The organism is Haloarcula sp. CBA1131, from assembly GCF_008728975.1.
In the GTDB taxonomy this organism is placed as follows: Archaea; Halobacteriota; Halobacteria; order Halobacteriales; family Haloarculaceae; genus Haloarcula; species Haloarcula hispanica.
The window spans coordinates 191,265-203,897 of the sequence record NZ_RPCY01000002.1; the positions used below are offsets into that span (position 1 = coordinate 191,265).

The following is a 12,633-nucleotide window of genomic DNA, read 5'->3' on the forward strand; positions in this document are numbered from 1 at the left end:
TAATAGCGTGGGAGTAACTATCTACTCCGCATTGCGCGACTGCGGGTGCCAATGTCGGCTATCGTTTCGCTGATATGCCGGATTTGTCTCAAACTCTGTTGTACCAACGACGAAGCCACCGTGTGCAGTGAAGATGCCGTTTCGGTCGGGCGTATCTGAATCGTTGAGTACGTACTGGTTTCCTCGTACTCCGCTCAGATCCACGAGTGAATTTCCGTACCGACGACCACGTCCGATAAACCAGAATGGCGCATCTCGATCACTCTCTGAATAATATGAGTTGTTCTGCTTGAACGACGATACGTCCCACGGATAAGCCATTACCGTATTGCCTTTCATCACGAATTTGTTATCACCGCGAGACTCTCGGGGGTCGTCTTTCATTTTCCAGAGCCATTCACTTACTTCTGGGTCAGGCTGAGTCTGTACGCGGACGGTATTCCCGCTCACCTCCGCACCGTCCGACCGCATACTAATCCCGATCCGGAAGTCCTGTATCCGCCCCCAGAACTGATTCCCGTTCGACCAGTCGCCTTGCGGATCGCGGTTCTCCCCAGCAGCGTAGAAATCTACTGCTCGATCAAACCCGTCGAGGGTCCCATTAGCGACCTGCATCGAGCAGGGTTTCGAGCCGCCACGGAACTGAATGCCGATACCCTTGCCTGTGTCTCCGAGGAGATACGCGTCCTTTACCCAGGCGCGGTTGGCCGTATCTAACTTCTGTGCGTCTTCCGGACCAATAACAATCTGTGTCGAACTCCAGTTTTTGCCGCGAGTATCGACAAACGGGTCAAGCAGAACGGTATCACGGACGAGTTCGAAAACATCAAAATCGCCAGTCGGGACGACTCTAGCCCCATTACACTCCAGTCTAACACCTCTCTTGAGCCGGACAGTCTCGGATACTTCGTACGTCTCACCGGAGACCATCTTGACTGTCTGTGCAGGAGCCTGTCCGAACTCAGATCCAGTAGATGCGGTATCGATAACGTCCTGTAGTTGTCCTGGTTGGGCGATGAACGTTCCGTCACTCATTACCGTGGCTCTCTCACTGGTCTCACCAAGCGAGACGGAACGTGCGCGGCCTGCCGTGCTTCCGAACTCCAGCCACTCTTCTCCGTTTCCCATAAAGATACGTCGCGAATCTGTCGCGAGGAACTTGGCCCCCTCTTTTGGTTGATACTGATCCAGATTTTCGGCAGCATCCTTGATCTCGACCTCAGTATCGATACGAGAGAAATTCTCGTTCAACGGGATATGCCAATCCTGTGTTCCGCGATCCGGACGCTGGTAGCTATGATTCGGCGTCTCTTCAGCCATATCTGTCAATTTACACAAACCAAGTAAAATATACTGTTGTTACTCTCCCGGTAAGCTTGCGGGGGAGCCGTTACCCGGTCAGCGGCTGTACGTAGGGGGTCTCTTCGGGCTCTGTCTCGATTTCCTGATACAATCGCTCGAACCCGTCCACCATCGATTCGATCGTAAACTCGCTTGCCGCCCGCTGTCCTGCGGCGGTTCCAAGCGTTTCAGCGAGTGGCTGGTGCTGATGTAGACGGATGGTGGCCCACGCAATTTCGTCGGGTGCCTGCACGTCGACGAACAACCCCGTCCGGTAATTCTCCAACAGATCGCTAGTACCATCCACAGGTGTCGCGACGATCGGAAGCTCCGCGGCCATCGCTTCGATCACTGCACCTGGGAGCCCCTCGTAATGAGATGGGAAGGCGAAGACATCCATCGCACCGAGAAGCGCTGGGACATCCTGTCGCGTTCCGAGGAAATGAACCGAATCAGCACATCCGAGTGAGTCGACCCGTTCCGTCAGCCGCTCCCGATCGGCACCATCACCGACGAATACGAGATGTGCATCGGGTATCTCGGAGACGATAGTCGGCCACGCATCGAGCAGATCGAAGTGGCCTTTCCGCTCGACGAGACGACCGACGGTGCCGACTACAGTGGCCCCCGTCGGGATGTCTAGCTCTGATCGCAGCTCCGCCGAGTCTGTCGTTCGGTACTGTTCGATGTTCCGGCCATTGTAGACCACCGCCACGTTTTCTTCCTCTGCACCGCGTTTAACAGCGTAGTCCCGGCCCGCTGTGGAGTTCGAAACGATCACATCCGAGAGTGAGATCGTCATCCGATCGATAACGCGGCGTACGAACGGTTCCTCGTTAGGTACTTCACGAATGCCGGTAATAATGGTTGCAGAACAGAACACGCCGGCGAGCCTGGCAATTACGTTGTCGTAAAAAAGGAACGACTGTATGAGATCGGGCTGTTCACGGCGGGCGGTAAGACAGAACTTGAGCGGGGCGAGCAGATAGACGAGCGGGCTTTCGACGCCCTCTATCGCCCCGTTCGCAACACGACCAGCGTCCGTAAGCGACCGAACGGTGACCTCCGGTGAGAGTTCTGTTTCGAGCGGGTTCGTAGAGAATATTGTCCAGATGGTGACGTCGTACTCCTCGCCGTTGACTTCGTTCGCCAGGTCGATGAGTGTGCGCTCGGCACCACCGACGACAAGTGCACCGATAAAGTACCAGAGAGTCTTCCGCTCCGCTGTCATTCTTGAATCACTCCATAGGGCTGTCTGCTATTTGTAAGATGAGGTGTGGACTCCGTGTTCACGGGAACGGTCATGCTCAAAGGTAACCCATGTTTTCGAGCTGTTCTGTCGTCTCCTCGTCGATGTCGCGTACTGTCTCCTCACTCTCCCCGGAGAGGATATCCGCAATCTCCGCCCGCGCTTCGTCCTCAGTAAACTGCGGGGCCCCATACGCCTGATGTCCCGGCAGGAACCGACAGTATGAATCTCGAAGCTTCCTGTTGTGCAAGACCTGTCGACCGAAGGGCTTCTGCAGTAGCAACGCCAGAAAGACAATCGATGATGTCGTTTTGTGTCCGTCCACGAACGTGTGGCCACCGTGTTCGTCCCAGAGGCTCCTGATTGTCCGCTCAAACCCGCCAGTGAGACTGACGAACGTCTCGGCGGGTCCCGGTAACGAGCCGTATCGAATGTGGTTCAGGTGCGTATAGCCGGTCGCCCGACCCTCTCCCTCTGCGTTCCCATCCACCCTACCGAAATCAGGTCGCGAGGACATCGCACTGGCGACCGTCGGTAAGATGTCCACATGGTGTAAGAGCCCGTTCTCGCCGGAGGAGTCCAGCTCCGGATGAATGAACGACGTCGGAACGTATACGACCTCAGGCGTCGCGAGGTGTGTGTGTCCGAAGTACCCGTACTCTCCGAGGACCTCACCGTGGTCACTGGTATAGATGACGAGGGTATCTTCCCGAAGGCCTCTGCGTTCAAGCGTCTGGAGGACGCGCTTGAACTCTTCGAACGAGCGGTCTACACCATTGTAGTAGTCTTTTCTCGCCGTTTCCGGGTCCGACGATACGCGCCAGAGATATTCGAGAGCGGTCTCGTTGCGATATTCGTAGTCGTCCCAGTCGAATCCGTCGTACGGCGCGTGGCCACCGGGCCGGCGCGCAACGTGGACGAATGGTGGCTCGACATCGTCAATCGGTTTCCGTGGGGGATTAGCAAACATCTCCGCAATACTGTTGTTCATGCCGCCCTGAGCAGCTATCGAAACCTCGTGACTCTCAATATCGAATACTGAGCGGACGTTCGCAGGGACAGAATGCTTGAAGCTGTGGATGTTGCTGTTCGGTGGTAACAGCCCGGTCAACAAACTCCCGAACGACGTGGGCGTGTGTGTTGATGCTGCAATCGTCTTGTGGGTCTGCCCGAGTTCCGCGAGATCATCGTTAATTGCGTTATATCTGACAGCGTCGTCAACGTATATGAGGACGTTCTCTACGTCGATCTCCATGCTACCAGAGGGTGGCTACTACAACAATATAGTAAAGACACACCTACGAGGTATGAAACAGCACATAAAAAACAGTACCCGGTGACGGGACGGGATATCTACCGAAAACATCTCATTTCGTAATTGTTTCAGTTTTAATCGAGTTGAGGGTCTTCATGGCGTTTTTCGCCGGCTTGTAGCTAAATCTGCCCCCAAGCGCAGCGAGTGCAAACAGCCACCTGTCGGTTCGAAACGGCCAATAATACACTGACTTAAGTAGTTGCGTTCTCGCATCAGAGTATGCTTTGGAACGTAACGCTTCTTGTCCAAGAATGAACAGCAGTGACGCGAGGAAGGCCCGTTCGTACCGACGTCCGTACCCTGCAGCGAGTTCTCGGTGTTTCTCTACCATTAATGGGTAGGAGATATCCCGCTTCTCAGCGTAGTTATTGCTGATTCGGTCCGCTCCCTCGGGACAGTTCCGATATGTCAGTACTTCGGGGATCACGCGAAACTCGCTATGTAGCGAGAGTCGTATCAGCCACTCTCTATCTTGCCAGCTGGGAAACCGGTCGTCAGGGAGCCCGGCCTGTGGGATGATATCAGCCGAAACCATCAGTGTCGAGAATTCACCGAACGACTCCCCCAGAAGGAGGTCTTTGGTAACATCCCCTTCCGCCGTGAAGATAACGTCCCGTGTGTAGTCCCCGTAATCGTACTCACAGCCGGTGTAGACTACGCCGACGCTGTCAGCGCTCTCTGCCATCTCAGTAACCTGTCGAGCAATCTTTTCGGAGTCCCAGGCGTCGTCGTCATCTAACAACGCGATGTACTCGCCTTCTGCCCGCTCAATGCCCGTGTTCCTTGCCTGGTTCGCTCCTCTGTTCTCTTGGTGACGGACACAGTTGACTTCGATACCTCGTAGCGGCTCTCCGGCAAGTGTATCGGCTGCCGGCTGCGGGGAGTGATCGTCGATGACGATGAGTTCGATGTTTGGGTACGTCTGCTCTGCGACACTCCGTGCTGCACTCCGAAGTCTGTCCGGTCGTTTGTATGTCGGGAGGACAACGCTGACGAGCGGATTTGGCATATGGCTGGTGGTGGTTTGCGGCATCTAAAGTTAGTGTCTGGCTATGCGTGGCTCTGCTGGCTAATTTTGGGGCGCTACGGACCACCCAGTGAACCCACCGTTGGTATAAACCTTGTTTGCCGTTGGATCATTGTGCATTCTCGTCAGACTGTCTTCACCGTATCGGAATAGATATTCCTGTTGGTCTTTTGTATAATACGAGGCAGTGTGCTGTTTGACATCGTGTGTCTTCGTGACAACGTAACTTCGGCCAAACGTATCAGAGGCGATAACATCCTGGCTGAAATAGCCGAGGTTCCGAGGCAAGTTATTGTTCATACCGAAACTCTGTGGGTAGTAGCGGGGATGGTTTGTGCCTAAGACGAACGCTTCCATCTTATGTGACGTATCCATTGCATGGATCGGAACCCCTTCGTCAATATTCGCTGCCATGAATTGAGACCCATCGTACTCTGCGTAGGTCATGTGACGGTTTGGCTCGTAGGCAGCACTTGCAGCGAGACAGGCACCTAGGAGTACGAGTACGGTCAAAGCAACGGTGGTTACCGAGTTGCGCTTGGTGGCGCTATGGATGAGTGCCATCCCCACGAGGACTGCAGCGAACAGGAGTGCGTATCTGTTTACTCTTATTATGCCTTTCACGATGAGATTGCTAAGGAGGAAGATCGCTGCGATACCCAGTCCTGCAACGAAGTGAACCGAACCGAAGCCCCAGTCGTACCGCATCCGTTCGGAGAGAAACCAGTATAGGGTCAAAAGGACGAACGTCCCGGCGATAGTGAAGTAAATTGTGGTCGAGCCGTACAGAGTGATGAATTTCTCGGCGAGCTGTAGAGGTGAAAACTGGACTGAGCCGGCTCGCTGTACCTCTCTGGCTGCTGGGTTCATATCATCCTGTGCCGCAACGACTTTTATTATGGCCTGGCGTGTCTGACCGAAATTGGTGAGCCAGGCGAATAGGAGCGGAAGAAAGGCCACACCAAGCCGCGGACTGAGTTGCGGAGTGGACGATAGGGAAAGCCGTCCGAACAGCCCGGAATACACCGAGGTTAACAGTAATATACCTAGCATAAACAGGGTTGTCATCGGGTGTGAGTAGATGATGAACAGGCCAACCAGGAGAATCAAGAGCAGGTACTCGTTGTCGTTACTCCGTCGGTACAGTTCTGTGAGCGTGAGCAGGACCGGAACGACCATGAATGAGTTCATCGCCGGGTGGTTTGAGAGATGGAAGGTCGTATAAATGAGAGTGCTACCGGCTGCTAATCCGGCCGCGAGACTTCCCCGTTTACCCGAGAGCGTCTTCACAAGGACTCCGATTCCGATTATCTGAAGCGTCGTAAACAACAACGCTACCAAGTATGGCATCGCGTCAATCGGGACACCTAGCATCGCCATCTCGGCCATCAGCACATGTTCACCTGGATACCAGATTCCGGGAAGTGTTCCCGTTTCGAGAATCGCCCTAACATCGCCGAAGTGTTGCAGTGCATCTGCCGTTCCTTGTCCGTAAAACCGATAGCCGCGAGCTTTTGGGAGGAAGAAGTACAGCGCGTAGTTTGAAAGGACGAGGCCAAGACCATGTCGCCAGTACCTCGTTTGCGTAATAGCCGCTGCTATCAGCGTCAATATTCCACCGATCATGACCGAATAGAAAGTGAACCAGAACAGCTGGGACAGTCCATCTGCCAGCGAAGTTTCATATCCGGTTACCGGTTGAATGGACAGGAAGAGCGCACTCTCGAGGATAAGGATACCGGCTAGGAGTATGACCAGATATTCCTGTATGTCACGGTTGGCGAACTCGAAGCTGTCGAACGACTCCCGGTCGAGATTTGTCTCGTGACTCATTTATTACCCTTCTGGCTCGCGATGCAGTGTGAGGTCCACGTCTTTCCCTGCCTTGCATACGGTAGATATTAAGTAATCAGCGACTAACGCGCAGTGGATACACGCCCTCACCAAAGTCAGGCCTCGACCAGCTTCAATAGACCACCTGAACCGCAATATCGATTGGGCCACGAAGACGCGACAGTGGTATGGAACTGTGCAACCGGAATCAGTCGAGGCTCGATTCGCCATTCGTTCAGATCTCGTCCTTGACCACAGGTGTGGGACTGCTGGTCGATTCCGTCTTGTCTCGAATCACGGAGTCACCGATTTCAGCCACTTGGCCCAGTATTTCCGTTGTCTCTTGCACTGTCTCTTCCCAGTTGTAACGCGTCGTGACGATTGCTCGGCCGTGTTTTCCCAGTTCTGAGAGGCCGCGCTGATCGCTGAGCAAATCAGAAATCGCCGTCGCGAATCCCTCGACGTTGCCAACTTGGACTGTCTCTCCCGTTTGGTTGACTATTTTCGAGGTCTGTTCGAGATCGCTGGCAACAACTGGTGTTTCACAGGCTAAAGCTTCGATAACTGTCCGTGGAAAGCCTTCAGTCCGACTCGGAAGGACGAACAGGTCCGCTGCTCTGAACACCGAGGGCATTTTCTGATAGGGGACCCGCCCCAGGAATTCTACAGCATCTGTAAGTCCCTCGTCAGCGACCGTCGATTCGAGACTGTCTCGAAGCGGCCGTCGCCACAGAAGAACAGCGATGCGTCCGGACAGCGCTCTCGTACCGTATCGAATGCAGCTAACACGTCCTGAGGTCGCTTTCCGTCGACTAAGCGGCCGACAAACACGATTGCCTGGCCGCCCTGGCTCGCGATATCGGATGGGTCTGTCCAGCAGGGGAGAAGCGGGTTGGTATCGATCCCGTTGTTTACAACCGCGATGTCAGCGTCGACACCGAGGTCACGAAGTTTGGATTGCTCGACATCGGTGTAGCAAAGCGTGACGTCGGCCGAGTCATACGTCCACTTACCCAGCGTACGAAGGTGTGCACGCGAGAACCAGAACGGACCTCGTTGTGAGTTGAGGCCGTGACATGTGATTGCAATCGGGATGTTGGCCATTCGGCAGTACAGCGCGGCCACGTTACTCGAGAAGAACAGGTGAGAGTGGGTGTGAACCACGTCGAAGTCTTCCAGACCACGTAGATCACCGACAGTGTTGGCGAAGATCTGATTCCCGAGGAGCTCTAGCTTCGGCGGTTGTTTGATCAACGTATACCCGTCTTGATCGGTAACCTCTCGCTCTTCCACCTCTTCCGAGACAGTCAAGACGGTGACCTCGTGCCCCATCGCAGCCTGATCACGGCTCAGAGCATGTATGTGATATGGCGCACCACCGACAGTTTCAGGGAAGATGTCTTGGGCGACCCGGAGTATGTGCATTTATTTCGCCCGACTCTTACAGGTAGAGGGGTATAGTTAATAGTCCGATTTTTTGAGTAATAGGCCTCTATAGCCAGTACAAGACACCAGATGGTGGTATGTAGTCACACTAAATCCTGCTACCGTATTCCTATTCGAGGACCCCCTGCTCTTGCATACGCACAGCCCAGTGCTTGAAGACGTAGACGGTCCAGAGGAACCGCGAGTGATCGTGGTTTCCATCGAGGTGTTCATCGAATAGTTCTAAAATCGCCGCGGTATCGAGAATCCCCAGATCAGTAGCACGGACCATCGAGACGAACTCGTCAGCAAGCTCGTGTTTAAACCACTCACCGATCGGCATATCGAACCCGTGTTTGTTTCGCTGTAAGATAGACTCCGGCAGTACATCATCGAAGGCTCGTTTCAGCACACGTTTTCGATCGCGGCCAGTTAGTTTGTGGTCTGTTGGGAGACTGAGTGCGTACTCAACGACATCAGTATCGAGGAACGGAACGCGTACCTCGAGTGAGTTGTACATACTGGCCTGGTCGACTTTCGTGAGCATCTGATCTGGGAGCGATAAGCGGGTATCGACAGCCTGTATCCGTGCCAAGCTCTCTCTATCGGCCAGTTCTGGGATATCGCGGCGTGCTGTGTCCGGAGGGCGGTCTGCCCAGCTTCGATTGGGTCAACGTTCGTCACGGACTGGATAGCTTGGTCGTCGGAGACACGCATTAAATCGAAGTGACGCTCCGGAACTGATCGTTCTCCGCTCCGATTTATGAACCACTGTCCTTTGTAAACGGCGTCGCCGACCGCAGTCCCTCGTGAGGCGGGTAGTGCATTCACAGCCGGCTCGACGGCGTATTTCCGTATCTGGGCCGGAAGCGCTCGATAGTACTTTGACAGGGACTCGACTCGGTACTTATCGTAGCCGGCGAACAGTTCGTCAGCACCGTCACCAGAGAGTGCGACCTTGACGTTATTTCTCGTGGCTCGAGACACAGCGTAACTCGGCATCAGTGCCGGGTCGGCGAAGGGCTCCCCCAATTTATTCAGTACGTCCGGTACGGACTCGCGTACGTCATTCGCTGTGAGTGTGATCTCGTGATGGTCGGTATCGTGGAAAGACGCCACTTCTCGTGCCGCCCAGGATTCGTCGAATCGATCCTGATTGAAACCGACGGTAAACGTCTTCACGGGATCATCGAGTAACTGTGCCATCGTCCCGACGATTATCGTCGAATCGATCCCCCGCTGAGGAACGCTCCGAGGTCAACGTCGGCCATCAGGCGTTTTTCGACCGCCGATTCGACGAGCGAGCGTAGGTGAGAGGCAGCGGTATCAATGTCGGGATCACGAGGCGTGATCGATGGCTCGTGGTATTTGTCGCGGTCGATACCTCGTCCGATATGAGTATCCGCTCGCCGGGTCTGACCTTCGAGACGTTACGGAAGGCCGTTTTCGGTGCCGGAATATATCCGAATGCGAAGTACTGAGCCAGTGCGTCCCGATCTATGCCGCCGAGGTCAATGTCGCTCTCGAACAGCGATGGGAGCTCGGAGGCGAACGCGAGTTTGTCGTCCGTTTCGGCGAGAACGAGAGGTTTGATACCCATCGGGTCACGGGCCAGTAATAGACGTTCTCGCTCACTGTCCACAGAGCGAACGCGAACATTCCGTCGAGTTCGTCGACGAAACTTGGACCTTCTTCCTCATAGAGATGGACCAGTACTTCGGTGTCGGTTTGAGTGGTAAATCGATGTCCTGCGGACGTGAGTCGTTCCTTGAGAGCCCCGTAATTATAGATCTCTCCGTTGAAGATGACGGTTACGGTACCGTCCTCGTTGTGGATCGGCTGTCCCCCGTTCTCGGGGTCTATAATGCTGAGCCGGCGGTGTGCAAGTCCAACACTTCCATCTCTGAAAACCCCATCGTCGTCAGGACCTCGGTGACACTGGCAGTCGTTCATACGTTCAAGAACGTCGGTTTCAGGAGAGCCAGATCGAACATACTGACCACAGATTCCACACATTGTTCGCGTAATCTACATCGATGCTCAAAATTATACCCTCCCTACACGGGCGAGTCAGACGGGCTATCTTCCGCCCAACGCTGCCTATATGGGTCTGTCAGTCCGCTGTGGAACGTCCCCGGGGCAGTTCTGTCCCTTACGCTGCCTGAATGAACAATTTAAGCTATTCGAATCGACCAAAGCATTGCAGGAAAGTCAGAAACGTGTCCGAGAATCGGCGTAGGGTGAGTATAAACAAGCCCTTTCACACAGACTGTGAACTAATGGAAAACACTGGACCGATAGCGTTCTTCGTTCCCTCTCTGACAGTCGGTGGTGCCGAGCGTGTGACAGTTTCTGTCGCGAACGGGCTCTCTAAGCGCGGATATGACGTAGACCTTGTCGTGTCGTACAACGAGGGGATTTCCGGACCGATGTCGCCGGAAGCGTAAACGTCGTCGACCTCGGAACACAGAGGATACCAGGGATAGGAATCGGTGCGAGCGTTCCCGCTCTCGTACGATATCTGCGGCGACGATCTCCCCAGATACTCTTCTCACAGATGACGTATGCCAACGATATGCACATGATTTCGCAGATTCTATCGGGCGCTGACACTACCGCCATCTCGACGATCCACAACACGCTCGGATGCAAGAGGAATCGAAAGAGAAACTCGTCCAGTGGCTGCAGCGTCGCCTCGCCGGTCAGTCGGACCAGTTCGTCGCCGTTTCAGAAGGTGTCGCTAAGAGCATCGTGGAACACGTCGGTGTCGACCGCGAGAAGGTGTCTGTCCTCCACAATCCGATCCCTGTCGATGAGGTCCAAGAGCGGGCAGGGAAGCCGGTGGATCATCCATGGATCGAATCGGCAAACATTGACGTCGTTCTCGGTGTCGGACGCCTGGAGAGAGCGAAGAACTTTGGATCGTTCCTCCGCGCTTTCGAACAGGTCCATGCCGCTCGACCGGACACGCGTGCGATTATTGTCGGCCGCGGGTCGAAGCGAGCCGAACTCGAAACCCTCGCGGCCGAGTTAGGTATCGACGCCGCGGTTTCGTTTCCCGGCTTTGTCGACAACCCTTACGGCTACATGGCGGGTTCGGACGTCCTCGCGATGTCTTCGGTCCACGAGGGACTGCCGACCGTGCTCATCGAGGCCCTTGCCTGCGGATGTCCGGTCGTCTCGACCGATTGTCCCAGCGGCCCGGCAGAGATCCTCAAAGATGGTGAGTACGGCCCGCTCGTCGATGTCGATGACGACGAGGGACTCGCAGCGGCCATCCGGACGACGCTCGACGAGCCACTCCCGAGCGATGTGCTGATCGAGCGTGCGAACGATTTCGCTCCCGCGGCTGTGATCGACCAGTACGAAGCGTTTATTCGAAATTTCGTATCGGTGGAGACCACCGATAGTGTCGATAAACGATCCGAGCCGCTCACCCCCTCGTGACTATAGTAGCCATTGAAAATCAATGCACACCTGATCGCACGACGGCAGTGCGATCAGTGTGGAAATCGTTTCAATTGGTACTATAGCTCCGGTCTATACCATCCATCAGAACTGTCCAAAACCTACTCCCAGACTCCTGTCGTTGTTAGCTCACGTTATGTCGACCCAAATGTGAGCCTCACGGTACGCGTTCTCAGCTGTGGGTTGATCCGGCGGACTTCCCCTGTACAACAAATACGTCAACCGCAGGCGCTCGCCCTCCAGTACCGGCGTCACCGTGTGACGCTGCAGCCAGCGGTCTCCAGCCGCTGTCCGGTTGCTGTAAGTATCGAGACGTATGCGCTCGATGACCTCGCCTGTCGGCGCGGTTCTGGCCATCTGCACGACGACGACGTACTCGGTTGTCTCCATCTCGTGATTCGTGACGGTGAAGTACATCTGTTCGGGCTCGCCCAACGCAATCTGCTCCGGATAGTCGCTTGCCTCCAGATCGCCTGTCTCATTCTCGGTCAGCAGCCCGAATTCTGTGTACGCTTCGCCGCGCTGTGGCTGAGCCGCGACCAGCGCCACGCTGGCAAACGTCACGAGGATCGCCACACCGACAACTACGGTCCCCAGCTGGACTCCCTCCTCATCGGAACCACCGCTGGCCGCTCGTGAGTTTCCGAAGGGCATCGAGGTCTGGCTCAGGCCCGTCTGTGTCCTTTTGTAGCGCCGATACCACGCGATTCCGGTTGCCACAACAGTTACGATAGCAAGGGCAGTGACAACCGGAGTCGGGCGAATCGGCCAGGGCGTGAACTCAAGATTGACTCCGACGATAATTGCCAAACAGATACTTGCTACAACCGAGTACAGCATCCGTTCTGTGGTAATCAGCCGGTGGTGTTCATCCTCCGGGTTCCGAATTGGAAAAAGGGCCGCGACTACAGCATAGCCCGGACGAACAGCAAGAAGGGTAACGCGATGGCCGTGAGGAGCACCCCTTCAAGAGAC

10 protein-coding genes and 2 pseudogenes are annotated in these 12,633 nt (G+C 55.1%); 1 reads left to right on the forward strand and 11 read right to left on the reverse strand.

Annotated elements, in window-relative coordinates:
* Positions 1-21 precede the first annotated feature (21 nt).
* The 10 genes and pseudogenes from Har1131_RS16265 to Har1131_RS22750 form a co-directional block, all read right to left on the reverse strand.
* Entirely contained in the window at positions 22-1,320 is a 1,299-nt protein-coding gene (locus Har1131_RS16265; RefSeq protein ID WP_014031321.1) for a hypothetical protein, read from the reverse strand.
* Between the two features lie 70 nt (positions 1,321-1,390).
* The gene (locus Har1131_RS16270) at positions 1,391-2,572 is read right to left on the reverse strand and encodes a glycosyltransferase (RefSeq protein WP_014031322.1); all 1,182 of its coding nucleotides are present in this window, start codon (positions 2,570-2,572) and stop codon (positions 1,391-1,393) included.
* Between the two features lie 76 nt (positions 2,573-2,648).
* A complete protein-coding gene (locus Har1131_RS16275; RefSeq protein ID WP_151147463.1) occupies positions 2,649-3,845 on the reverse strand; it encodes a sulfatase-like hydrolase/transferase in 1,197 nt (398 codons plus the stop codon).
* Positions 3,846-3,957: 112 nt separating this feature from the next.
* Positions 3,958-4,914, reverse strand: a complete 957-nt coding sequence (locus Har1131_RS16280; RefSeq protein ID WP_044952851.1) for a glycosyltransferase family 2 protein — start codon at positions 4,912-4,914, stop codon at positions 3,958-3,960.
* A 60-nt stretch (positions 4,915-4,974) separates the two neighbouring features.
* Entirely contained in the window at positions 4,975-6,765 is a 1,791-nt protein-coding gene (locus Har1131_RS16285; RefSeq protein ID WP_014031325.1) for a hypothetical protein, read from the reverse strand.
* A gap of 235 nt (positions 6,766-7,000) precedes the next feature.
* Positions 7,001-7,543 carry a glycosyltransferase family 4 protein gene (locus Har1131_RS22200; RefSeq protein ID WP_370455093.1) on the reverse strand — a complete coding sequence of 181 codons (543 nt, stop codon included), beginning with the start codon at positions 7,541-7,543 and terminating at the stop codon, positions 7,001-7,003.
* Positions 7,429-8,097 (reverse strand): glycosyltransferase family 4 protein, encoded by a 669-nt coding sequence (locus Har1131_RS22205; RefSeq protein ID WP_255518491.1) that lies wholly within the window; start codon positions 8,095-8,097, stop codon positions 7,429-7,431. Before Har1131_RS22205 ends, Har1131_RS22200 begins: the two co-directional genes overlap by 115 nt.
* Positions 8,098-8,320: 223 nt before the next feature.
* Entirely contained in the window at positions 8,321-8,785 is a 465-nt protein-coding gene (locus tag Har1131_RS22210; protein WP_255518492.1) for an asparagine synthase-related protein, read from the reverse strand.
* 269 nt (positions 8,786-9,054) lie between these two features.
* A pseudogene (locus Har1131_RS22215) lies at positions 9,055-9,461 on the reverse strand (asparagine synthase-related protein); the annotation flags it as partial.
* Positions 9,461-10,206 (reverse strand): annotated as a pseudogene (locus tag Har1131_RS22750) (asparagine synthetase B family protein). The pseudogenes Har1131_RS22750 and Har1131_RS22215, both read right to left, overlap by 1 nt.
* 630 nt (positions 10,207-10,836) lie before the next feature.
* On the opposite strand from Har1131_RS22750, the gene Har1131_RS16300 reads away from it, so the two are divergent.
* Positions 10,837-11,637, forward strand: coding sequence for a glycosyltransferase (locus tag Har1131_RS16300; protein ID WP_225308148.1), 801 nt, complete (start codon positions 10,837-10,839; stop codon positions 11,635-11,637).
* Positions 11,638-11,787: 150 nt separating this feature from the next.
* Here the strand turns inward: Har1131_RS16300 and Har1131_RS16305 are convergent, their stop codons facing one another.
* Entirely contained in the window at positions 11,788-12,546 is a 759-nt protein-coding gene (locus tag Har1131_RS16305) for a DUF1616 domain-containing protein (RefSeq protein WP_225308161.1), read from the reverse strand.
* Positions 12,547-12,633 lie beyond the last annotated feature (87 nt).